The organism is Marinobacter sp. DY40_1A1 (genome assembly GCF_016597815.1).
In the GTDB taxonomy this organism is placed as follows: Bacteria; Pseudomonadota; Gammaproteobacteria; order Pseudomonadales; family Oleiphilaceae; genus Marinobacter; species Marinobacter xiaoshiensis.
On sequence record NZ_VCHA01000004.1, the window covers coordinates 151,007 to 172,567 of the forward strand.

The window sequence follows — 21,561 nt, forward strand, 5'->3', positions numbered from 1 at the left end:
GCCCGTTATTCATGTCGGATCAGATCGTTGATGTTGGACAGGTTGTAGGCGTTCGCGGCGGCGTTGTCGATGTGAAGTTTCCGGCAACCTCACCCCGTATTCAAGATCTGGTTTACGCTGGCAGCCTGGCGATGGAAGTAACCTCGCTCCTGGAAAATGGTGCCGTGCGCTGCATGGCGCTGGCACCGGTGCGTGGGCTGGGCCTGGGAATGCCAGTAAAAGCGACTGGGGCCGCAATTCAGGTGCCGGTGGGTGATAGGGTGCTGGGGCGCATGCTCAACGTGTTTGGCGAACCCATTGATGGCAAACCAGCCCCGGCCGCCGAGGTGCGACGATCCATTCACCAACCGCCCCCGGCATTGGAAGATCGCGTCATCCACAGCGATATTCTGGAAACCGGCATCAAGGCCATCGATCTGCTCTCCCCCATTGAGCGCGGCGGGAAGACCGGTCTGTTCGGCGGTGCGGGTGTGGGTAAAACCGTGCTGATTACCGAGCTGATCAACAACACGGTTCAACATTATCAGGGCGTAAGCCTGTTCTGCGGCATTGGCGAGCGCTCGCGGGAAGCGGAAGAGCTTTACCGCGAGATGGGCGATGCCGGTGTGCGGGATAAAACCGTGATGCTGTTCGGGCAGATGAACGAAGCCCCGGGTGTGCGGTTTCTGGTAGGCAAAACCGCACTCACCATGGCGGAGTACTTCCGCGACGTGCAGAAACAGGATGTGCTGCTACTCATCGATAATATTTTCCGCTTTGTGCAGGCGGGCTCGGAAGTTTCGGGGCTGATGGGTCGCATGCCTTCCCGGGTGGGCTACCAGCCCACGCTGGCCACCGAACTGGCAACGCTGCAGGAACGCATCACCTCTACCCGCAACGGCGCTATCACCTCTATTCAGGCGGTTTACGTGCCTGCTGATGACTTCACCGACCCGGCCGCGGCGCACATTTTCTCGCACCTTTCCGCCTCGGTGGTGCTGTCGCGCAAGCGTGCCAGTGAGGGCCTTTACCCGGCGGTGGACCCCCTCGGTTCTGCCTCGGTTATGCTGACTCCGGCCATCGTTGGCCAGCGCCATTACGACATTGCCCGGGCGGTAAGGCGCACCCTGGCCGAGTACGAAGATCTACGCGACATTATTGCCATGCTGGGCATGGAAGAGCTCTCAGCCGCCGACCGGGCCACCGTGGCGCGGGCGCGGCGGCTTGAGCGTTTTCTCACACAACCGTTTTTCACCGTCGGCGCGCTGACCGGCGACAGCGGCAGGCGCGTGTCGATCAAGGACACCCTGGACGGTTGCGAAACCATCTTGAATCAGAGCGAGTTTCACGATAACGAAACTGACTACTACATGATTGGCTCCCTGAAGGATCTGGAGAAAAAACCATGAGCCTTGCCGAAGCCATGCAGGTAACACTGCGCCTGCCAACCCGAACCCTGTTCGAAGGCAGCGTGCAGCGGCTATTCGCCACCGCGCAAAACGGTGCTTTCGGCATGCTTCCGAACCATACGGATTTTGTGACGGCGCTGGTGCCCTCGGTGCTGATTCTCACATCAGCCGACGGCACCGAAGCCTTCTTTGGTGTGGACGAAGGTGTGCTGATGAAAAAAGGCCACCAGGTAGACATCGCCATACGCCGAGGCGTTCAGGGCAAGGATCTCGAATCCCTGAACGAAACCATTCAGGCTGCGTTTATCGAAGTGGATGAGGAAGAGCGGGTTGCACGCTCGGCTTTGTCCCGGCTGGAAGCAGGGATAGTACGTCGGTTTGGCGACTTGCGGAAACCCTCGGTATGAGCCCAAAAAACGATCGCTCAGCAGAAGACATACGGCGCAGTGCCGAGCGCATGAAGCGCGCAAGGGATGAGCCCGGAGTTAGCCCCCTGCGCGGGCTTGGTGCCTTTGGAATCATCGGCTGGTCGATTGCAGTGCCCACCGTGGGGGGCGCTTTCCTGGGATTGTGGCTGAACGACGTAGCACCACAGAACTTTTCCTGGCCCATTGCCCTGATTCTGGGTGGCGTGGTTGCAGGAGGCATCATTGCCTGGAGCTGGATCGAACGGGAAGGGCCAGACCGCAAGGGAGACAAACGTTGATAATTGTAGATTGGCCAGCGGTATTGCTGGGGTTTTCATTTGGTTTACCCGTCAGTGCGCTGTTCTTCATAGGGCTGGCCTGGGGTATGCGACGCGCCCTGGGCTCTGACCGGCCCGGCCTCTGGCTGATGGCCAGCTCGTTTTGCCGGATTGCAATGCTGCTTGGTGTTGGTTTTCTGGTAACGGCTTACGCTGACAGTAACTGGGCCATCGCCGGCTACGCATTGGCGTTTTTCCTGGCGCGGCTGGTGGCCGTGCTCTGGGCCAGAATCAGCAAGGCACCCGCAACGGCTACACAGGAGGGCGCATAATGCAGCTTACCCCGGATGACATTATCGTTTTTACGCTGGCCGGCTGGGAGGTTAACGCCACCATCGTTAACACCTGGATTGTGATGGCGTTGCTGGTGGGTATTTCCATGCTGATTACCCGCAACCTCCGGCCAGATGTACCGCCCAATCGCTGGCGCACCTCGCTGGAAGTGATCGTAAAGCTGATTCAAGGCCAGATCGAAGAGGTAACCCGGAACTCCGCACGCCACGTGATGTACTTTGCCGGCACCCTGTTCCTGTTCATCGCTTTATCAAACCTGATGCTGGTGGTACCCGGGTTTTCACCGCCCACGTCGTCGCTATCCACCACAGCAGCACTGGCCTTGTCTGTGCTGGTGGCGGTACCGGTGTTCGGCATAGCCAGTGGAGGCGTAGGGCATTATCTCAAAACCTTTATCGAGCCCTCGGTCATCATGTTGCCATTCAACATCATCGGCGAGTTCTCCCGGGGCATCTCGCTGGCCATCCGTCTTTACGGCAACGTAATGAGCGGGGCGGTTATTGCGGCCATCCTGCTTACCGTCGCGCCGTTTTTCTTCCCGGTGGTCATGGACATGCTTGGCTTGTTAACCGGCATGATTCAGGCCTATATATTCGCGATTCTTGCTACCGTTTACATTTCATCTGCCACGGCAGAACCAGACGCTCCAGCGCTCAAAAAAGAGGATAAGTCATGACCGATCTAGCCATTATTGCGGCCATTTCGATATTTACCGCGGGTTTTACCATTGCCATCGGCGCCATTGGCCCGGCACTGGGTGAAGGGCGAGCCGCCGCCGCTGCGATTGCCGCCATTGCACAGCAACCGGATGCAGCGCCAACTCTGTCACGAACCCTGTTCGTGAGCCTGGCGATGATTGAATCTACCGCCATCTACTGCTTTGTGGTGGCTATGATTCTTATTTTTGCCAACCCGTTCTGGGATGCCATGCAGGTTGCCGCAGGAGGCTAGAGCCGATCATGTCCATTGACTGGATTACCGTTATCGCGCAGATCGCCAACTTTCTGGTGCTGGTGTGGCTGCTGAAGCGCTTTCTCTACCGCCCGATTCTTGATGGCATAGATGCCCGTGAGGCTGAAATAAAGCGCCGCATGGCAGAGGCAGGAGAGGCCGAGAAAAAGGCCCAGGCTGCCGAAGCGGAATTCCGCCAGCAGCAAAAACAGCTGTTGTCGGATCAGGATGCTGTGGTCAAACAGGCCCTGAGGGAATCGGAAGATCAGCGCGACAGCCTGCTGGCCGAAGCTCGCGCCAAGCTGGAGCAGGAACAGCAAGACTGGCACAAGCACCTTGAGCGTGAACGCCAGAAGTTCACCGCACAGCTGCAGCGTACCGGCGAAGAAACCCTGCTGGAGCTGACCCGCAAAGCACTGCGGGATCTTGCGGATGAATCCCTGGAAGAGGCTATCGTTCGCCATGTAAGCGCGCGTTTGCGGCCTATTGCTGGCGAACTCTCGGATGCTGCCGGCGACAGCAAGGAGGCGGTAGCAACCACACGCGACACCTTGCCCGAAGCGGCACAGGCGCTGCTGCTTGCTGACGTTAAAAGCTTGCTACCAGGCATCAACCTGCGCTTTGAAAGCGACCCGCAACAGTCGCCAGGCCTGGTTCTGCGGGTTGGCGGCGCACAGGTAGCCTGGACTGTGGACAGCTATACCGAAGAATTTGATGCGCTGCTAAACGAGCGCATGGCTGCGGGTGCTTCCGGGCGCATTCAGCCGGCGGGCACATAAACCCGGTTGTGCATAAAAAGGATAGATTAAACGCTATGGCCGACACCGATCACAGTGCTCCGAAAAACCGCTCTCCATCACAGCCCCAATCGCACGCTGAATTGCATTCAGCCGGGCAGTTCGAGACATGGCGGGAATCCCTGCTGGCAGCGCCTATACCAGCACCGGTCATAACCGAAGTAGGCCGTGTAACCGAAGTAGGCGATGGCGTTGCAATTGTGACCGGTCTGGCTCGAGCCTTGGCCGATGAGCTGCTGATTTTTGAATGCGGTGTTCAGGGCATAGTGCTGGATCTGGAACCTGGCCGGCTCGGGGTGATTCTGCTTGGTCCTTCCGAGCTGATTACTCTGGGCGAGGATGTACGCCGCACCCGCAAGGTGGTGAGCGTGCCCGTCGGCCCCGCGTTGCTCGGGCGTGTGGTTGATGCCATGGGCCGCCCGAGGGATGGTTTGGGAGCTATCGCCGCTGTTGCAGAAACCCCCATTGAAGCAGAAGCACCGGGCATTCTCAGCCGCTCAGCTATTTTCCGGCCGCTGGCAACCGGCCTTAAAGCCATTGATGCTGCCGTACCTGTAGGCCTCGGCCAACGCGAGTTGATCATCGGTGATCGCCAAACCGGCAAGACCTCCATCGCCATAGACACCATGCTCAACCAATCGCGCTCAGATGTTGTCTGCATCTATTGCGCCATTGGCCAGCGTGGCGATGCTGTATCCCGAGTTATCGCAGCATTGAAAAAGGGCGACATGCTGGCCCGCAGCATCGTGATGTCGGCCGGTGACGAAGAAACACCGGGGCTGGCTTACATAGCGCCCTACTCCGCCATGGCCATGGCAGAGTACTTTTCCGATCAGGGCCGGGATGTGCTGGTGATTTTTGATGACCTTACCCACCACGCCCGCTCCTACCGCGAGCTATCATTGCTGTTGCGCCGGCCACCAGGGCGCGAAGCCTTCCCCGGCGATATTTTCTACGTGCATGCCCGCCTGCTGGAACGGGCCGGCCAGTTTACTCAGGAAGCCGGTGGTGGCTCGATTACCGCCTTGCCGGTGGTGGAAACCCAGGCGGAGAACCTGTCGGCCTACATTCCCACCAACCTGATCTCCATCACCGATGGGCAGATCTACCTGTCGCCACGACTGGTGCGCCGTAACCAGTTCCCGGCCGTGGATCTGGGCCTGTCCGTTTCTCGCGTAGGCGGCAAAGCGCAAAGCCGCACCCTTCGCGAAGTAGCCGGCAACTTGCGGGTTACCCTGTCGCAATTTGAAGAATTGGAAGACTTCGCCCGCTTCGGTACACGCCTGGACGACACCACCCGCGCCCGCCTCACCCGTGGCGCTGCCGTTCGCACCGCCTTGCGCCAGGCCGAGCGTGACCCCATGCCCCCCGCCGAGCAACTGGCGGTTTTGATTGCCGCAATGGAAGGGCTTTTCGATGCCTTGCCGGAAGAACAACTGAGCGGTGCCATGGACCGCATTCGTGCCGCTGCCCGGAAACACTTCCAGTTTATCGACGAGCGTATCAGCGAAAACAAGGGGTTGAGCAAAGAAGACCGCGAACGGATTATCACAACCGCTCGCACCGCACTGTCTGCGAACCGCTCAGACGAGGTCAGCCATGGCCCAGACGCTTGAGACGCTGACCCGGCACAGCGACACCCTGACGAGCATTCGCGGCATCGTTCACACCATGAAAACCCTGTCGGCGATTAACGCGGCACCTTATGAACACGCGGCCCGCTCGATTGAGGCCTATCACCAGACTATATTGCAGGGCTTTGCCGCCTTCGCTTATCGAACTGGTGGTATCAACCTGCGACAGGAAAATGCTGTGGAGCATCTGGTCATCGTGTTCGGCTCCGACCACGGCCTCTGCGGCAATTACAATGAGGTGCTTGCAGAAGTGGTGCAGCAACATTGCCAGAGCCAAACGATCGGCAAGCAACGCCTGCTCTGTATCGGCGCGCAAATGAACGATGCTCTGGATGATCAGGACCTGCTGCCAGAAGCTGTCTTGCTGCCACCGGCGTCTGCGGATGGCATAGGCCGCCTTGCTGGCGATATAGTTACCCGCATAGACCGTTTTAGCCGAGGCCAACCGTTGCATCATCTGGCCGTCACTCTGGCGTTTACCCAGCGCGGCGAACACGGCACGCGGGAACCGACAATACAGAGCCTTCTTCCGCTTGCACCCTCACTACTCGAGCGTAAAACACACTGGGATTCACGCTCACTTCCGGATTACACCATGGAAGCGGACGCGCTGTTGTCATCCCTGATTCGCAGCCATATTTTTGCCAGCGTTTTCCGGGCCTCGGCAGAAGCCATGGTGACAGAGAACTCCGCCCGGCTGGCTTTGATGCAGCAGGCGGAGCAATCGGTGGATGAGCGCATTGAGGTGGTGGAGGGGGAGCTTCGATCGGTGCGGCAAACGGAGATCACCAACGAGTTGATGGACGTGATTATCGGGTTTGAGGCGTTGAAAAAGCCGAAGAAGCGGGTGGTTTCTGAGCAACCGCAATAAGGCCCAAATTGCGCCCCAAGGTCACCAAATCAGGGGCTTCCCCCAGCCATTTCCATGCACCAACTCTTCCAGCGGCAGGCGTGAGCGCCAGCCTTTGGTCTCCAGCTCCGGCTTGTCCAGAAACTCACTGACATAACCCAGACACAAATACGCCAGTGGGTAGACGTTTTCCGGCAGGTTCAGAATATCGGCCAGTCTGGTTTGGTCGATAATACTGACCCAACCCACACCAATGCCTTCCGCCCGCGCCGCCAGCCAGAGGTTTTGTACGGCAAGGCAGGTGCTGAACAGGTCCATATCCACAATGGAGTTACGCCCAAGCACATGGGCGCCACCGCGGCTGCGATCACAGGTAATACACAGATTCATCGGGCTTTCAGTAATGCCCTGCAGTTTCAGGCTGCGATAGGTTTGCTGGCGCTCCCCGGTGTAATTGTCTGCGGCTTTTGCGTTCTCTTCATTGAAGCTGGCCAATACCTGCTCGCGAACGTCCAGGCTGTCGATGAGTATAAAATCCCAGGGTTGCATAAAGCCCACGGAAGGCGCGTGGTGCGCGGCTTTCAGGAGCCTTGCCAGCACGGGTTTTGGAATCGGGTCTGGTAGAAACTGTGAGCGCACATCGCGGCGTTCGTATATGGCACGGTAGAGTCCGGCGCGCTCGCTGTCACTGAAGCTGTTATCTGAATTACTCATTGTGCCTGGTGTCCTCCGGGGTAAACGCTATCGGGCTCAGGTTCAGCAGTTCGCGCAACCACGCGGTATCGAGATGCTGCTCTATCTGATCCGCCAATCGGTCCAGTTGCGCCATGCGATGCTGCTGATAATCCACCGCAGCGCCCGACTGATTCAACCCGGCCCAGTGCAGGATTGAATCACAGGCGGTGGGCTCGTCAAATATTCCATGCACGTAGGTGCCGGCGATGTGGCCGTCATTGCTTATCGCGCCTTCGTTACTGCCATTAATACGGCCGAGCGGGCGCGCCAGCGCCACTCCCTCACTCACGCCGTTGTGCATTTCGTATCCGCTGAAACTGGCCTCTACCTGCGCAGAATCCGTTGCGGTCAGGTTTAGCACGCCCTGCACGTTTTTCAGTTGTTTACCGGCCACCATTTTGGTGGACATTTCCAGCAAGCCCAAGCCATCCGCTTTGCCCGGGTCGCCTTCCAGCCCATCTGGGTCAGTCACCTGCTTACCCAGCATCTGGAAACCGCCACAGACACCGAACACCTTGCCGCCGTAGCGCAGATGTTTACGAATGGCTTGCGCCCAGCCTTGGCTGTGCAAAAAGTCCAAATCTGTGCGGGTGCTTTTACTGCCGGGAAGTATGATTAAATCCGCCGGAGGAATAGGTTGATCCGGCCCGATGAACTGCAGATTTACACCCGGGTGCAACCGAAGCGGGTCAAAATCGTTGTGGTTGCTAATGCGCGGCAATACCGGCACAACCACATTGAGCGCTCCGGCTTCGCTGGTGCCGGATGTGCCTATGCTGTCTTCAGAATCCACAATCAGGCCGTGAAGATAGGGCAGCACGCCAATGACCGGTTTTCCGGTGCGCTCGCTCAACCAGTCCAGGCCCGGTTCCAGCAAGCCGATATCACCGCGAAAGCGGTTAATAATAAAGCCTTTGGTACGCTGCTGTTCGCTGGCAGAAATCAGCTCCAGAGTGCCCACCAACTGGGCAAACACACCGCCCCGATCGATATCGCCCACCAACAGCACCGGGCAATCCGCCGCTTCCGCAAAGCCCATGTTGGCGATGTCGTTGGCCCGCAGGTTAATCTCCGCCGGGCTGCCAGCGCCTTCGGCAATGATTACATCGTAGCGTTCGCTGAGTGAACGCCAGGCGGCCATCACCGCCTCCATGGCTTCGGCTTTGTAAGCGTGATAATCCAGCGCATCCATATTGCCGTGCACCTGCCCACGCAAAATAACCTGGGCACCACAGTCACTTTGTGGCTTCAGCAAAACCGGGTTCATATCGCTGTGTGGTTCAAGGCCACAGGCCAGCGCCTGTAACGCTGTTGAACGGCCAATTTCGCCACCATCAATGGTGACCGCACTGTTCAACGCCATATTTTGCGGTTTGAACGGTGCCACTGATACACCCTGCCGAGCCAGCCAGCGGCACAGGGCCGCAACAACGGTGGTTTTACCCGCGTCGGAGGTGGTGCCCTGGATCATGAGGGTGGTCATAGGTTAAAGCTCAACACCCTTCTGGGCCTTGATTCCCTGATCCTCAAAGGCGTGCTTCACTACGCCCATTTCAGTCACTGTATCTGCGATATCGATCAGCTCTTTCGGGGCACTTCTGCCAGTAACAACCACATGCTGCATCTCCGGGCGGGCCTGCAGGTCGTCCAGAACGCGATCCAGATCGATGTAGTCGTACTTCAGTGCGATATTGAGCTCATCCAGCAAAATCAAATCGTAGCTGTCGTCTTTCAACATGCCTTCAACGATATCCCACGCCGCGTTGGCCGCTGCAACATCCTGCTCCCTGTTCTGAGTCTCCCAGGTATAGCCATCGCCCATCACGTGGTAATCCACATTGGGCAGGTTCCGAAAGAACGCCTCTTCGCCGGTACTGAAGGCGCCTTTAATAAACTGCACAACGCCAACTTTCATGCCGTGGCCAAGGGCTCGGGCGACCATACCGAAACCGGAGCTGCTTTTGCCTTTGCCCGGGCCGGTAAGCACCAGCAATATGCCCTGTTCTTTCTGAGCTTTGGCTATGCGCTCCTGCATGATTTTCTGTTTGGCTGCCATGCGTTTGGCGTGGCGTTCGGGGTCTTTTGCACGTTCTTTCATGGCGATTGCCTCACATCAACGTTAGTTTATTGAGCCGGCACAAATACCGACAAACCGTCTTTTTCCAGGGAGATAAGGCGCTGGTTGTATAAACGTTCCAGTGCTTCCGGGACCAACATGCTTTCTGTCGCCCCCCAGCAGGCATCGCCGTTGGTGTACAGCAATAGAACATGGCTACACCAACGCGCAGCCATGTTCAGATCGTGCAGACACATAAATACAGCTTTTCCGGACTCTGCCTGATTACGAAGCAGATTCATTACCTTTACCTGGTGGTGCAGATCCAGATGGTTGGTGGGCTCATCCAGCAACCAGATATCAGGGTTTTGGGTCATCAAGGTGGCAATGGCAACGCGCTGGCGCTCTCCGCCAGACAGGGTGTTGAGCAAGCGACCAGACAAGCCATCGACATCCAGTGCCGTCAGCGCCTGTTCCGCAAGCGCCTGATCCTCGCCTTGCTCACTTTCCCAGGGTGACAGCCAGGGATGGCGGCCAATCAGGGCTGTTTCCATCACCGTTGCCGGAAACGTGTCCTGACGCTCCTGGAACACCAAGCCCAGTTGCCGTGCAATATCCCGGCGTTTGAACTCTTTTAAAGGTGAGTCATTCAGCACCACCTGCCCGCTGCGAGCAGGAAGCAAACCCGCAAGGGTATGCAGTAATGTGGTTTTGCCAGCACCGTTAGGGCCTAGCACACCCCAGATCTGGCCCGGCTCAACATTCATATTCAGAGCAAAGCCGTCAGCGCGCCCCGGTATGTTGATGATCAGTTCGCGGGCTCTCAGCGTGCTCATCAGCGGCTCCGGTGCAACAGATAGAGAAACATGGGAACACCCAGCAATGCGGTTATCACGCCAACTGGCAACTGTTCGGGAGCAATCACCGTGCGCGCCAAAGTGTCGGCCAGCACCAGCAAAGTGCCACCGGCCAGAACGCTGGCAGGCAAGATGATGCGCTGATCATTCCCCAGCACCAGCCGGAGCATGTGAGGCACTATCAGCCCTACAAATCCTATACTCCCCGCAGTTGTCACCGCCGTCGCGGTCAGCAGGCTGGCGAGTAGATACACCGCCCATTCCAGCGGCCGCACAGAAACACCCAGCGCGGCTGCCTGCATAGGCCCCCGCGCCAGCACGTTGAGGTTCCGGGCAAGTGGCATAATCAACATTATGGATACAACCAGCACCACAAATGCCGGCCAGGGTGTACGAGCATAGGAAACATCACCCATCAGCCAGTACAGCATACCGGGCAGTTTGTACGAGGGCGTGATTGCCAGCATGAGGGTGATCACAGCCCCCCAGCCGGAAGCGACCACAACGCCAGTGAGCAGTAAGCGGGAAGGTGTCCAACTACCGGTTCCATGGGCCAGCCCGAACACCAACATGGTTGCCAGCATGGCACCGGCAAAGGCCGAGCCTGAAACCAGCAGAGCTCCCATCCCGGCAAGCATAGCCAGCAAGGCTCCTACAGCGGCACCACCAGACAACCCCAGGATGTATGGATCAGCAAGCGGGTTGCGCAGTAACACCTGCATCAGCGCACCGGCCACAGCCAACAGGCCCCCGGTCGCAAATGCCGCAATTGCCCGGGGCAGTCGCAATTCCCAAACAAGCGTGCGATGCAAAGCACTGCCGTCACCCTGAATAACCTGCCAAAGATCCGGTAGTGGAATGGTCACACTTCCCATAGCCAGTGCCAGCATCATGGCAGCCAATGCCATTACACCCAGGCTCAGAAGTGAGCGCGTCACTGGTCACCACCACACATTTTCGCGCTTATACCATTAATGCCCACGGGCAACTTCCAACTTTTGACAGATCAGTTTACCGGCCTCAAGTAGCCTGGGAGTCGGCCGGGATATGGGTGATGCCGGAACAAAAATGAGATTATCCCGAGCCACTGCACTCAGCTCGGGATAATCCCTCCAGCGATCCAGCTGTTCGTCGCTTTCACCTTCAGCGCTCCCGGTAAGAATGGCATGGGGGTCCGCCTTCAGGACAACTTCTGCGCTAATTCGAGGCACCAAACGTGGCATATCGCCAAACACATTCACCCCGCCGCACAACTGCAAAACCTTGCCAATCAAATGATCATTATTGATGGTCATCAGCGGCTGCTCCCACACCTGATAAAAAACCGGTATCGGCTCCGCGTTGCGATACTCGTCAGCAATATCCGCAATGCCCTTTCTGAAACGTTCCGCTTCCGCAAACCCAGCCTGCTCTGTACCCGCCAGAGTAGAAAGCCGCTCGAGAACACTGGAAACCCCCTCAAAAGTTCGGGGTTCTATGGCGAACTGGGGAATGCCCAGCGCCTCCAAAAGCTCAATCTGAGCCGGAGGATTTCCTGTTACCCAAGTGATCACCAAGTCCGGCTGAAGCGCCATCAGGGCTTCCAGATCTATTCGAGTATGGGTGCCAACCCGTGGGAGCTTGAGTGCGGCGGGCGGATAATCACTGTAATTGACACCCGCGATCACCTTGTCGCCCGCTCCGGCGGCATAAGTAAGCTCTGTTGCGCCCGGCGAAAGCGTGGCAATGCGCTGGGCAGGAGCCGCCAGACAAAGGAATTGCCCAGCATCATCCGTTGCACAAACGTCTGCAAACGCGCCGGGAACAAGTGCAAAAAACAATAAAAAAGCACGAAAACTCATCAAACAATTATTCCTTTAATCGCTACCAAAATGACAGATCCGGTCTAACAGATAACATTAATTGACTGGCATAAAACGGAACCCTAGACTACAAGCCAAGTTCTATCCGTAGCAGGTGCCCGTGGCGCAATATACGTTATCGTATTGTTGAGCACAGGGTGAAACTGGGAAGTTCGGTTAAAGTCCGACGCTGCCCCCGCAACGGTAAGCGGCAATGAGTAGGAACGGTTGCAAAGCATCCTACTCTGGCGATCACGCCAGCCGCAAGCCCGGAGACCGGCCTGCTACCGGCTATCAGTGTGTACTGGCGGAGGGCTGGTACCGCGGAGTTTTTTGCCTGCTTGTATTGGCGTTAAACCTCCTGATGATAGCTGTGCTCACAGCTAATGTAGTTTTCTTTGGCTGTGGTTTATAGCTCATTTGGCCATGGTTAACTGCTCCAATGCGTCGTTTTTTCTGCCTGCTATTTCTTTTGCCCCTGGCTGCCGCAAACGCGAATGACGCTGTGCCGTTTATCATTGTTGAAAGTTCACCCGCCAACGCAGCAACAACCATAGACCCCGCCAAATCGACCGGCCCTGTAAGAGTTATCCCACGCTCGGAATTTGAAAACCGTACCGCCAATCTGGCCGACGTACTCAGCAATCAGACGGGCGTTCAGATTCGCCAAAGTGGCGGTTTGGGCAGCTATTCCTCCGTCTCCATCAGGGGTTCCACCGCTCGCCAGGTTCAGGTTGTGGTTGATGGCATGCTGCTCAACGATCCCGTAACCGGCGGCGTAGATATGGGTAAGCTGGGCCTGCACGACATCAGCCGTATTCAGGTATACCCCAGCGGCGCACCCGCACAGTTTGCCCAGGCAGGCATTGGCGGTGTGGTGGTTATGGAAACTCTGGGCAAAGACATCGAAGACAGCACGCGTTTTAACCTCGGCGCCGGCTCTTTCGATACCTACAAAATGGGCCTATTCAACAGCGGCAGCCACAAAGACTTTTACTACTGGGTATCGCTGGACAGGCAAAGCAGCGACAACGATTTCGAGTACCCGAATAGCCGTGAATGGTTTAATCCGAATGATGGTGCGAATACCAAACGTCGAAACGCGGAATACGAGCAGGATGCAGTCAGCACCAAACTGGGCTGGGAGATCAACGCCACAAGCAAGCTGGATGCGCTCATTCAATACAGCGATAACGAGCAAAACGTCCCCAGTATTCAGAACTGGAGCAATAATAAGGCCTTTCTGACCAACGAAACCCTACGAACCCAGCTCCACTATCAACAACAAGGCTGGCTGGACGGCCAGATTCATTCCAGCCACCGGCTTATCTGGTCGGATATCAACGAGCGCTACAACAACAAAACCGGGCTAGTAGGGCTGGGAACTACCGATGTTTTTACCGATACAAACCAACTAGGGATGGTTAACACCCTCTATTGGCTGCTAGGTAACCACACGCTTTCAGCCAGTGTGGATGTCACTCACTACAACTATAAACAGCACGACAAGCTTAGCTCTGACCTTCCTGACGAAAGAGAACGCCTGCAAATTGCCAGTGCGGCTTCACATCAGTGGCTTAGCACTGACAGCCGCTGGCGCTCGCAGGTTTCTCTGCGCCAGTACCGCATTGATGATGATTCCGATGAGGCACTCGGCAATGGCACCGTCACGCAAACCTCCAGTACCGATCGCTACAACAGCTGGCAACTGGGCCTCAGTCATTACTTTGCTGGCAACTGGGAGGTATCAGCCGGGATAGCCCGACAGGTTCGCGTTCCAACGCTGCAGGAGCTTTACGGTCAGACGGGATTATTTGTAGGCAACACCGACCTCAAGGCCGAAGAGTCGCTAAATTATGAGGTCTCGCTGCGCACGGATCAGGGATGGGGGCATGTTGAGCTTACCGGCTTTTTTCGCAAGCTTGACCCTGCTGTTGCCGCGATCTACGACGCCCGCGGCGTTGGCCGCTACACCAATTTATCCGCAGAAATATACGGTGCCGAAATGGATGCCTTGTGGCGTATTTATCATTGGTGGGAGCTGTACGGCAACGTAACGCTTCAGGAGTCTGAAAACACCGATGACAGCGTTAGTGATCGCTTTGAGCAACGACTTCCCGGCATCTACCATGAGTCATTTGTCGCCGGCAGCCGATGGCATATCCGGCCCTTCCGCTTTGACGTTTCCTACAACTATGACGACAAGCTCTATTACGACGCAGCCAACAGACTCATGGCCGATCCCCGCACTCTTGTAAACGCCTCTGCGAGCTGGACAAAAGTCTGGCCCAACCGTGGCGAGAGCGAGATATCTCTGGAACTTCAAAATATAACGGACGAAATCTACCAGGATTTTAGCCGTTTTCCCGGGCCGGGAAGGAGTTGGTTTGTGAATGTGAAGCACAATTTTTGATCGGCAAATATCTAACTAAAAAAACCAAGTAAAAAGAAACCAAAGAAACAGAAACCAAGGAACGTATCATGAAAACTGAACTGCACTTCCGTAGATTTGCTCTACCCTTCGTGCTTGCTTTGTCTGCCACACTTACCGCCTGTGGCGGAAGTTCAAGCAACAGTGGCAACATCGAGATCGATGAAAATACAAAGTACGTTGCCGCAATCGCGACTGCGTCGAGCGATTACCTGTCTGGCGAAGTCGAGCTGGCTGAACTGGGCAAAGACGATATAAAGGCTTCAGGTGGTTATTTTTCAGGGCCGTCTGATATTACAGTCAATGCCTACGGTGAAAACTACTACCTGATTGGCAAATTCTTCATTGATACCATCAAGAAGGTCAATATCAAAGATCCGGCCATCGCTACGTGGGACTACTCCACACTGGCACAAGGCGCTACCGGCTCATCAAACCCTTATCAGCTGGTCTTTGTTAATGAGCAAAAAGCGTATCTCATCCGCTATGGCGCAAGCACCGCGTGGATCGTAAACCCATCAGCCGCCAATGAGTCAGAGTTCTATACCGGTGAACTGGATTTGTCTGCTTACATACCCCAAAACACAACCGGCGCCCCGAACATGTCCTCCGGGGTGATTGTTGGAAACAAGCTCTTTATTACTCTTGAACGCCTGGGTAGTGATTATCAGCCGACAAACACAGCTTATGTCGCGGTCTTCGACACAGTAACCGACACCGAAATCAATACCCGCCCGGGAACAACAGGCGGACTGAAAGGCATTCCGCTTCAAGGCAGAAATCCAACTCGTACCCAACATGTTGACGGACTTGGCCTTGTGGTTGTAAATCGCGGTGAGTTCGGCGCTCCATTTGGCGGCACCAGTCTGGATGTTGTTGACCCCGATACTTTTACAGTTGGCTCCATGATCGCAGACGAAGAGATTGCCACACAGATCAATAACGCCGTGTTTGTAAGCCCAACTCAAGGCTATATTCTCAATTACGCAGGCTGGCAGAATACTACTCTGCAGCGTTTCGACCCATCTGTCGGCATTAGCAGCCTTGAGACGGTAGCCAACCTCACCGGCGGGGATTTCAGAACATTAGATCTGAGCCCTGAAGGCACCTTATGGCTGGGTGACGCCAACACAAGTGCCCAAGGGGTCCGCATCTTCGATACGACCACCGATCAGCAGATCGATTTTGTAGAAACACAGCTATTACCAATTGCCGTTGCGTTCATCGAAACAGGCATTGATACAGAAGTAGCAGCCACACCATAAAACGTAGTGAAACCTGCAGGCAGTGGTGGCTTAATGCGCCGCTGCCTGTATCACCACTGCCAAGCGTTCCCAATCCCGACTGCAACCCGGCAGTCCAAATCTCAGCATCTCTGGCTGAGCAAAACAACGAATCAGCACGCCGCTACGGGCAAAAATCTCTGCCAGGGCGCAAGCTTGGTCGACCCTTATGGTCTGAAACAAAGGGCTACCGCCTAGCACCGAAAACCCGCTGTTTTGAAGCAACACTCTCAGCCTGTCAGAGTCACCACGCAATCCATGTAAGGCGCTCAGCTGCCAGTTGTGATCCTCAAGTGACCGTTGCATCACATAACGAGCCGGCCCACCAAGCACCCAAGGGCCAAGCGTACTTTTTAAAGCCTCCGCAACTACAGTATCCGAAAGCACCGCTCCGGCCCTAACTCCTGCCAAACCAAAAAACTTCCCCAACGAACGCAGAACAATCAAACCCGGCCGCCCGGCATGCGGGCACAAACTGAATGCCGGCGTAGCATCCATAAAGGCTTCGTCAACAACCAGCCAACCACCCCGCTTTTGCAGGCATTTGTGCCAGCGCAGCAATGTAGAGGGCGGGATAATTTCTCCAGTAGGATTATTGGGGTTGATCCATATCAGCACATCCAGCCGGTCCAGCCACCGGTCATCACAGCCTGTCGCTCCACCACTCGTTTGCTCAGGTGCTATAGGCACAATTGTATGGCCCGCCTGCCGCCAGTTGTGGCCATGTTCGCGATAGCCCGGCACGGGTATACCCACACGGCAGGGTTTGCGTAATTTCGGCAGCGCCATAATCGCCGCCTGGCTACCCGGCACAGGCACACAGGCCGCTTCCGCGGGCGTTCCTGACCACTTGCGAATAACTTCTTCAAGCCCATCATCGGCTTCGGGCAGCCTTTGCCAAAGCTCTGCCGGTATCTCAGGCACTGGCCAGCCATTGGGGTTAATGCCGGTAGACAGATCAAGCCATTCCGACCGAGGGATTCCCCAGCGTTCTGCCGCTTGGTTCAAGCGCCCTCCATGTTCCAGCATCATGATGAATGCAACGCCAAAAATATAAACACTGTGGTCACCAGAACCGCCACAAGCCATAGCCAGACACCGCGCCGCACCAATGCGATCGCAGCGTCCACACTGGCGGAGCTCGCATCATGAGCACCACCCAGCACCGGGCGCTGCTTGACGCCGGAAGGATAGGGTGAGGGCCCACCAAGCCGAACATTCAGTGCGCCGGCACCCGCCGCCATCACAGGGCCGGCATTGGGGCTATCCCATTGTGGCGCCTGATTTCTCCAGCACCACCAGGCCAGTTTGCGATGGCCCAGCAGCATGTAGGTAAGCGCTGTCAGGCGGGCCGGCACCCAGCCCATAAGGTCATCCAGCCGGGCTGCCACTCGGCCAAAATACAGAAACCGTGGGTTGCGATAGCCCCACATGGCATCCAGGGTATTCACCATTCGGTGCAGCACCACACCCGGAATGCCTGCAACCAGGAACCAGAACAAACTGGCAAACACCGCATCGGCCCCATTCTCCAACATGGACTCAGTTGCCGCTGCAGCCACACCTTTTTCGTCCAGCGCACTCGCCTTGCGGCTGACAATACGGCTGACTTGCTCACGAGCTGTATCAAGATCGCCGGCCCGCAATGGCTCTGCCACTGCTTTGCCATGCTCAGCCAATCCGCGAAGAGATAGGGCGAGCCAAAGGACAATCGATTGAATCAACACCAACGGCCAGCCATCAAGAGTGGCAGACGCCCAGATCGCCAGGCCCAAAAACGGCGCTGTGAGCAAAAACACGGAAAACAAACCAGCCAATAGACTTAGCCTGGAATTATTCGGTGCGGTGTTAAATTGCTTTTCAGCTGCATTTACCAATTGCCCGAACCCGACCACAGGGTGAAAGCGGCGGGGCTCACCGAACAGACAATCAAGGGCGAGAGCAAGCACAAGAACAATCAAAGGAGCGAATAGCAACACTGGTGATCCCGAGCCGGTCAGTCGATGAAAGCGTCAAGCCTACCTCATTACAGCCAGTCGGAGTATGATCCCGCTCCATACTCTATTGAACCCAAGCCCTGATCACCGCAATAGCTCCTGGCATTGCGATCTATTGATGTCTGAAGGTATGTGAAATGTCGTTTCCCAGCAGTTGGACTACCCCTCCCCAGCAACCCGATGCACTGTTATTTGAACGAGCCGCACAACGCCAAAGCGTTCTGACCAAGCCGGCCGGCTCGCTGGGCCGGCTTGAAAACGTGGCGGTTCAGCTAGCCGGTCTGCAGGGCACAGTTACGCCAGCAGTTGATCGTGTTCAGATCAGCGTTTTTGTGGGTGATCACGGTATTTGTGAAGAGGGCGTTTCAGCCTATCCCCAGGCGGTTACGGCTCAAATGATTGCCAACTTCGCCAATGGCGGCGCGGCCATAAGCGTGCTGGCCAAATCCCTTGGGGCGGAACTGGAAGTTGTTAACCTGGGAACGGTTGCGGATGTTCCACCCAACTTACCCGGTGTTATCGATGCTCACATCGCACCCTGCACCCGTAATTTTTCAGAAGCCGATGCCATGACGACGGAGCAGCTATGCGCCGCGCTGAGCCACGGCGATGCCGCAGCCCAGCGTGCTGCAGACAAGGGCAGCCAGTTATTCATTGGCGGCGAAATGGGTATAGGCAACACCACTTCCGCCACGGCTCTGGCCAGCTCACTCATGAGCAAAAATCCCATGAAACTGACCGGGCCCGGTACGGGTCTGGATGTGGCGGGCGTGCGCCACAAAGCGGAAGTCATCATTCTGGCCATTCAGCGCCACGATAACGACGACGATGGCGAGGATGCCATTGCCGTGCTCAAGGCCTTTGGCGGCTTTGAAATTGCCGCTCTGGCTGGCGCTTTTGCTGGCTGCGCAGCACGATCCATTCCGGTGCTGGTCGACGGCTATATTGCTTCTGTTGCAGCTTTGCTTGCGGTAAGCCAGCAACCAGACATACGCCCATGGCTACTGTTTGCACACCGCTCTGCTGAGCCGGGCCACGAAGCCATTCTTGAGGCACTGGATGCCGAACCCCTGCTGGATCTTGGCATGCGTCTTGGTGAGGGCAGCGGCGCAGCTGTAGCGATTCCGCTACTGAGAATGGCCTGTGAGCTACACAACAAAATGGCCAGCTTTGAAGACGCTGGCGTTAGCAATAGAGACCAGGAATAAAGAGGATTGGCATCATGGCTGATAGCACATCCATGTTTGACCTTATTCGCCACGGCGAGCCGGAAGGCGGCCCCATGTATCGCGGCAGCAAAGACGACCCGCTAAGCGAGATGGGGTGGCAGCAGATGCGAAGCGCGGTTACTGAAAGCGACCGCTGGGATGCCATAGTTACGTCGCCCATGCTGCGTTGCGTACACTTCGCTCAGGAGTTGGCGGATACCCGCGGGATTCCCCTGCACAAGGACGAGCGCTTGCGGGAGATCAACTTCGGGGAATGGGAAGGGCGCACGGCCGATGAGGTAATGGCCAACGATGGCGAGAGGCTAAGCCAGTTCTGGGCGAATCCGGTTGCCCACACGCCTCCCGGTGGTGAAACAGCCAAGGACTTCAATCGCCGCGTTACTGAAAGCTGGCACCATTGGCGGGAAGAACTTGCGGGCCAAAAGGTCCTGATCGTTTGCCATGGTGGCGTGATACGAATGGTTGTTGCAGATGTAATGAACATCCCTCTGGAGCATTCGTTCTCCAGCGTGGCCACGCCCTATGCCTGCCGCAGCAGAATACAGGTAGACACCTCGGCCCACGGGCTTTTCCAAAGCCTTGTAGCCCACGGATCATTCAAGGCTTCAACACCATAGGCAGCCCGGCGACGCTCATCACCACTTTGTCGCTCACTGCGGCCAACGCCTGATTCAGCCAACCCAGCTCATCCGCAAAACGCCGGGTGAGTGGGTCCATTCCGATCGTACCCAGCCCTACCTCATTGCTGACTATCACAAGCTCGCCGGGATAAAGGCTTACCTGATTTAAAAACGCTTCCCGTTCCCGGTCAAAGATTTCTTCTCCTGCGTGCAACAGGTTGCTCACCCACAAGCTCATGCAATCAATCAGTATGCACGGCGCATGCGTGGTTTTCCCCTGGCGGGCAAGCACTTGGGCCAGAGCCAGCGTCTCTTCCTCAAGCCCCCAACCATCCGGGCGCTGCTGTTGATGGCGCTGAATGCGCGTGCGCATCTCGTCGTCTCCGGCGGTTGCGGTTGCCAGGTACACCACTGAATTGTTTGTGCCCGAAGCCAACCGCTCCGCAAGCGCGGTTTTACCGGAACGGATACCGCCAAGAACCAAAGTGTGCATGCAATTCTGCCTCCGGGAATCAGGAGTGCATGCTAACTGGCCAACCGACCGAAAAGCAAAAAGCCCCGCGAACGGGGCAAGGGTTGGAGAGAACTTATTTCCAAAGGCAGATTAGAACTTCACGCGGGCACCGGTCATAGCAATATTGATGTCATCGTAGCTACGCTCTTTTGCACTCAACTGATAGTTATTGAACGAAGCGTACACATCCAGCCATTTCGCTGGCGCATAGACATAACTGATGCCGTAGGCTTTAACTTCGCTATCGGTTACAGGAGCTGGCGTATACTCAGTGCGGTCTTCACCGATCGCATGGTGAATCGCTACCGAGTGGTTGCCGGTTTTGTAGCCGGTTTTCACCATATAGAAGTCCGAGGAGGTTCGTGTTTTATCCTCCTGCATGGAATAGACGCCACCAAGGTTGAAGCCACTGGTGTGCAGCCAGGAAGCGGACCCACCATAGGTTTCCAGTTTATCGACTGCACCGCCAACGTCCTTGCGGGAATAGCCAACACCCGCAACCAGCTTGCCCGCCAATGGCAAGGTCAGGGTAGCTGCCAGCTCGGTTACATCATCACTGCCGGTGCCGCCACTTTTTTGCTTGTAACCCTGGCTCACTGAAACAGTTACAGGGCCAATACGGGGGCTGTCATAACGCACGCGGTCGTAGCGTGCTTCAAAATCCTGGTTGTTCAGAGCCTGAAGCAGTTTTACGTCGTTACCAGAGCCATCTTTTGCCACAAACGGCAGCGAACCACCTACCAGCCCAAGGTTAGAGAATGCCGCCACCTTGGTACCAGAGAGATCAATTTCGGTGTTGCCATCAGCAGCACCAGAGCCCTGCCCAATAGAAACCTGACCAAAACCTCCCGCAACAAACAGGTTAAGGTGGCGCTCTTCCAGCTCACCGCCTATCGAGCGGTTGTCCGGCGTGACTTTACTTGAATCGTTGTGCTCATACTCAAACTCCAGATGGGTGCCAACTCGCACACCAAGATCATCCAGCTCTTTGCTGATTTTCGCGCCGAAACGGCTGGAGGCGTATTTGTTGTCCACAATGTAGGTTTCAGAACCGTTGCCAGTGTCGCCATACATCACCGCCATGTTCACCCAGCCGTAGGTATCAATATCGAGATCGGGCACTTCTACGGTTTTTGCGGAAGCCGAGGCGGCGGCCATACCGCCACTGATCAAAGCGATAGCCAGATAAAGTTTGCGCTGCTGCTTCATTTAAATCTCCTGCATTTCAGTTGCTTGGAATTACACGCTTCATAACCGGTAGTAGGCTAACCATAGTCAGGCCAAGCAAATGCAGATTGATCCTTATCAAGTTGATGCGGCTTAATGATGCCGGCTAGGG

The 21,561-nt window shown here is 56.3% G+C and carries 23 protein-coding genes and 1 riboswitch; of the genes, 13 read left to right on the top strand and 10 right to left on the bottom strand.

The genetic code is table 11. The features are described 5' to 3' along the window. The first annotated feature begins 11 nt into the window (after positions 1-11). The 9 genes from atpD to FFI61_RS11595 are packed head-to-tail and all read left to right on the top strand — an operon-like array spanning position 12 to position 6,680. Positions 12-1,388, top strand: coding sequence for a F0F1 ATP synthase subunit beta (gene atpD / locus FFI61_RS11555; protein ID WP_200370553.1), 1,377 nt, complete (start codon positions 12-14; stop codon positions 1,386-1,388). Beyond that, the gene (locus tag FFI61_RS11560) at positions 1,385-1,795 is read left to right on the top strand and encodes an ATPase (RefSeq protein ID WP_200370555.1); all 411 of its coding nucleotides are present in this window, start codon (positions 1,385-1,387) and stop codon (positions 1,793-1,795) included. Before atpD ends, FFI61_RS11560 begins: the two co-directional genes overlap by 4 nt. Continuing rightward, positions 1,792-2,094 (top strand): AtpZ/AtpI family protein, encoded by a 303-nt coding sequence (locus FFI61_RS11565; RefSeq protein WP_200370558.1) that lies wholly within the window; start codon positions 1,792-1,794, stop codon positions 2,092-2,094. The genes FFI61_RS11560 and FFI61_RS11565 overlap by 4 nt, the downstream gene beginning before the upstream one ends. Continuing rightward, positions 2,091-2,405 carry an ATP synthase subunit I gene (locus FFI61_RS11570; RefSeq protein WP_227714863.1) on the top strand — a complete coding sequence of 105 codons (315 nt, stop codon included), beginning with the start codon at positions 2,091-2,093 and terminating at the stop codon, positions 2,403-2,405. The genes FFI61_RS11565 and FFI61_RS11570 overlap by 4 nt, the downstream gene beginning before the upstream one ends. After that, a complete protein-coding gene (locus FFI61_RS11575) occupies positions 2,405-3,103 on the top strand; it encodes a F0F1 ATP synthase subunit A (protein ID WP_200363335.1) in 699 nt (232 codons plus the stop codon). Before FFI61_RS11570 ends, FFI61_RS11575 begins: the two co-directional genes overlap by 1 nt. Then, a complete protein-coding gene (locus FFI61_RS11580; protein WP_200201421.1) occupies positions 3,100-3,378 on the top strand; it encodes a F0F1 ATP synthase subunit C in 279 nt (92 codons plus the stop codon). The genes FFI61_RS11575 and FFI61_RS11580 overlap by 4 nt, the downstream gene beginning before the upstream one ends. 8 nt (positions 3,379-3,386) lie before the next feature. Beyond that, complete coding sequence (locus FFI61_RS11585) at positions 3,387-4,157, top strand: F0F1 ATP synthase subunit B (RefSeq protein ID WP_200201422.1); 771 nt, start codon at positions 3,387-3,389, stop codon at positions 4,155-4,157. A gap of 35 nt (positions 4,158-4,192) precedes the next feature. Continuing rightward, positions 4,193-5,791, top strand: coding sequence for a F0F1 ATP synthase subunit alpha (locus FFI61_RS11590; RefSeq protein ID WP_200201423.1), 1,599 nt, complete (start codon positions 4,193-4,195; stop codon positions 5,789-5,791). Continuing rightward, a complete protein-coding gene (locus tag FFI61_RS11595) occupies positions 5,775-6,680 on the top strand; it encodes a F0F1 ATP synthase subunit gamma (protein WP_200201424.1) in 906 nt (301 codons plus the stop codon). The genes FFI61_RS11590 and FFI61_RS11595 overlap by 17 nt, the downstream gene beginning before the upstream one ends. A 21-nt stretch (positions 6,681-6,701) precedes the next feature. Here FFI61_RS11595 and bluB read toward each other — a convergent pair whose 3' ends face one another. Genes bluB through FFI61_RS11625 form a run of 6 tightly spaced genes read right to left on the bottom strand, consistent with a single transcriptional unit; the run spans position 6,702 to position 12,148 of the window. Then, a complete protein-coding gene (gene bluB / locus FFI61_RS11600) occupies positions 6,702-7,373 on the bottom strand; it encodes a 5,6-dimethylbenzimidazole synthase (RefSeq protein WP_200370566.1) in 672 nt (223 codons plus the stop codon). Beyond that, a complete protein-coding gene (locus tag FFI61_RS11605; protein ID WP_200370567.1) occupies positions 7,366-8,877 on the bottom strand; it encodes a cobyric acid synthase in 1,512 nt (503 codons plus the stop codon). Before FFI61_RS11605 ends, bluB begins: the two co-directional genes overlap by 8 nt. Positions 8,878-8,880: 3 nt before the next feature. Further along, positions 8,881-9,492 carry a cob(I)yrinic acid a,c-diamide adenosyltransferase gene (cobO, locus tag FFI61_RS11610; protein WP_200370568.1) on the bottom strand — a complete coding sequence of 204 codons (612 nt, stop codon included), beginning with the start codon at positions 9,490-9,492 and terminating at the stop codon, positions 8,881-8,883. A gap of 26 nt (positions 9,493-9,518) precedes the next feature. Beyond that, complete coding sequence (locus FFI61_RS11615) at positions 9,519-10,286, bottom strand: ABC transporter ATP-binding protein (protein ID WP_200370569.1); 768 nt, start codon at positions 10,284-10,286, stop codon at positions 9,519-9,521. After that, positions 10,286-11,245 carry an iron ABC transporter permease gene (locus tag FFI61_RS11620; RefSeq protein WP_320159567.1) on the bottom strand — a complete coding sequence of 320 codons (960 nt, stop codon included), beginning with the start codon at positions 11,243-11,245 and terminating at the stop codon, positions 10,286-10,288. Before FFI61_RS11620 ends, FFI61_RS11615 begins: the two co-directional genes overlap by 1 nt. 33 nt (positions 11,246-11,278) lie before the next feature. Further along, positions 11,279-12,148: a cobalamin-binding protein gene (locus FFI61_RS11625; RefSeq protein ID WP_200370570.1), complete on the bottom strand. Its 870-nt coding sequence runs from the start codon at positions 12,146-12,148 to the stop codon at positions 11,279-11,281. Between the two features lie 96 nt (positions 12,149-12,244). Then, a riboswitch (cobalamin riboswitch) is annotated at positions 12,245-12,448 on the top strand. A 142-nt stretch (positions 12,449-12,590) separates the two neighbouring features. Here FFI61_RS11625 and FFI61_RS11630 point away from each other — a divergent pair. Both FFI61_RS11630 and FFI61_RS11635 read left to right on the top strand, forming a co-directional pair. Continuing rightward, entirely contained in the window at positions 12,591-14,561 is a 1,971-nt protein-coding gene (locus FFI61_RS11630; RefSeq protein WP_200370572.1) for a TonB-dependent receptor, read from the top strand. Positions 14,562-14,629: 68 nt separating this feature from the next. Beyond that, positions 14,630-15,844 (top strand): hypothetical protein, encoded by a 1,215-nt coding sequence (locus FFI61_RS11635; RefSeq protein WP_200370574.1) that lies wholly within the window; start codon positions 14,630-14,632, stop codon positions 15,842-15,844. 30 nt (positions 15,845-15,874) lie between these two features. Here FFI61_RS11635 and cobD read toward each other — a convergent pair whose 3' ends face one another. Beyond that, a complete protein-coding gene (gene cobD / locus FFI61_RS11640; RefSeq protein ID WP_200370919.1) occupies positions 15,875-16,891 on the bottom strand; it encodes a threonine-phosphate decarboxylase CobD in 1,017 nt (338 codons plus the stop codon). After that, on the bottom strand, positions 16,891-17,838 hold the full coding sequence (cbiB, locus tag FFI61_RS11645) for an adenosylcobinamide-phosphate synthase CbiB (RefSeq protein WP_227714894.1): 948 nt from the start codon (positions 17,836-17,838) through the stop codon (positions 16,891-16,893). Before cbiB ends, cobD begins: the two co-directional genes overlap by 1 nt. A 158-nt stretch (positions 17,839-17,996) precedes the next feature. Here cbiB and cobT point away from each other — a divergent pair, with 158 nt between their 5' ends. Then, positions 17,997-19,067 (top strand): nicotinate-nucleotide--dimethylbenzimidazole phosphoribosyltransferase, encoded by a 1,071-nt coding sequence (gene cobT / locus FFI61_RS11650; RefSeq protein ID WP_200370578.1) that lies wholly within the window; start codon positions 17,997-17,999, stop codon positions 19,065-19,067. A gap of 14 nt (positions 19,068-19,081) precedes the next feature. Beyond that, positions 19,082-19,705, top strand: coding sequence for a histidine phosphatase family protein (locus tag FFI61_RS11655; RefSeq protein ID WP_200201436.1), 624 nt, complete (start codon positions 19,082-19,084; stop codon positions 19,703-19,705). Here FFI61_RS11655 and cobU read toward each other — a convergent pair. Both cobU and FFI61_RS11665 read right to left on the bottom strand, forming a co-directional pair. Further along, entirely contained in the window at positions 19,686-20,201 is a 516-nt protein-coding gene (gene cobU, locus FFI61_RS11660) for a bifunctional adenosylcobinamide kinase/adenosylcobinamide-phosphate guanylyltransferase (protein ID WP_200201437.1), read from the bottom strand. The genes FFI61_RS11655 and cobU overlap by 20 nt on opposite strands. 111 nt (positions 20,202-20,312) lie before the next feature. Then, positions 20,313-21,431: a porin gene (locus FFI61_RS11665; protein ID WP_200370585.1), complete on the bottom strand. Its 1,119-nt coding sequence runs from the start codon at positions 21,429-21,431 to the stop codon at positions 20,313-20,315. Positions 21,432-21,561 lie beyond the last annotated feature (130 nt).

Bases quoted from the DNA above. Each gene is read 5' to 3' on its own strand.
- atpD (WP_200370553.1), top strand. From the start codon at position 12: ATGTCGGATCAGATCGTTGATGTTGGACAGGTTGTAGGCGTTCGCGGC.
- FFI61_RS11560 (WP_200370555.1), top strand. From the start codon at position 1,385: ATGAGCCTTGCCGAAGCCATGCAGGTAACACTGCGCCTGCCAACCCGA.
- FFI61_RS11565 (WP_200370558.1), top strand. From the start codon at position 1,792: ATGAGCCCAAAAAACGATCGCTCAGCAGAAGACATACGGCGCAGTGCC.
- FFI61_RS11575 (WP_200363335.1), top strand. From the start codon at position 2,405: ATGCAGCTTACCCCGGATGACATTATCGTTTTTACGCTGGCCGGCTGG.
- FFI61_RS11580 (WP_200201421.1), top strand. From the start codon at position 3,100: ATGACCGATCTAGCCATTATTGCGGCCATTTCGATATTTACCGCGGGT.
- FFI61_RS11585 (WP_200201422.1), top strand. From the start codon at position 3,387: ATGTCCATTGACTGGATTACCGTTATCGCGCAGATCGCCAACTTTCTG.
- FFI61_RS11590 (WP_200201423.1), top strand. From the start codon at position 4,193: ATGGCCGACACCGATCACAGTGCTCCGAAAAACCGCTCTCCATCACAG.
- FFI61_RS11595 (WP_200201424.1), top strand. From the start codon at position 5,775: ATGGCCCAGACGCTTGAGACGCTGACCCGGCACAGCGACACCCTGACG.
- bluB (WP_200370566.1), bottom strand. From the start codon at position 7,373: ATGAGTAATTCAGATAACAGCTTCAGTGACAGCGAGCGCGCCGGACTC.
- FFI61_RS11605 (WP_200370567.1), bottom strand. From the start codon at position 8,877: ATGACCACCCTCATGATCCAGGGCACCACCTCCGACGCGGGTAAAACC.
- cobO (WP_200370568.1), bottom strand. From the start codon at position 9,492: ATGAAAGAACGTGCAAAAGACCCCGAACGCCACGCCAAACGCATGGCA.
- FFI61_RS11615 (WP_200370569.1), bottom strand. From the start codon at position 10,286: ATGAGCACGCTGAGAGCCCGCGAACTGATCATCAACATACCGGGGCGC.
- FFI61_RS11625 (WP_200370570.1), bottom strand. From the start codon at position 12,148: ATGAGTTTTCGTGCTTTTTTATTGTTTTTTGCACTTGTTCCCGGCGCG.
- FFI61_RS11630 (WP_200370572.1), top strand. From the start codon at position 12,591: ATGCGTCGTTTTTTCTGCCTGCTATTTCTTTTGCCCCTGGCTGCCGCA.
- FFI61_RS11635 (WP_200370574.1), top strand. From the start codon at position 14,630: ATGAAAACTGAACTGCACTTCCGTAGATTTGCTCTACCCTTCGTGCTT.
- cobD (WP_200370919.1), bottom strand. From the start codon at position 16,891: ATGCTGGAACATGGAGGGCGCTTGAACCAAGCGGCAGAACGCTGGGGA.
- cobT (WP_200370578.1), top strand. From the start codon at position 17,997: ATGTCGTTTCCCAGCAGTTGGACTACCCCTCCCCAGCAACCCGATGCA.
- FFI61_RS11655 (WP_200201436.1), top strand. From the start codon at position 19,082: ATGGCTGATAGCACATCCATGTTTGACCTTATTCGCCACGGCGAGCCG.
- cobU (WP_200201437.1), bottom strand. From the start codon at position 20,201: ATGCACACTTTGGTTCTTGGCGGTATCCGTTCCGGTAAAACCGCGCTT.
- FFI61_RS11665 (WP_200370585.1), bottom strand. From the start codon at position 21,431: ATGAAGCAGCAGCGCAAACTTTATCTGGCTATCGCTTTGATCAGTGGC.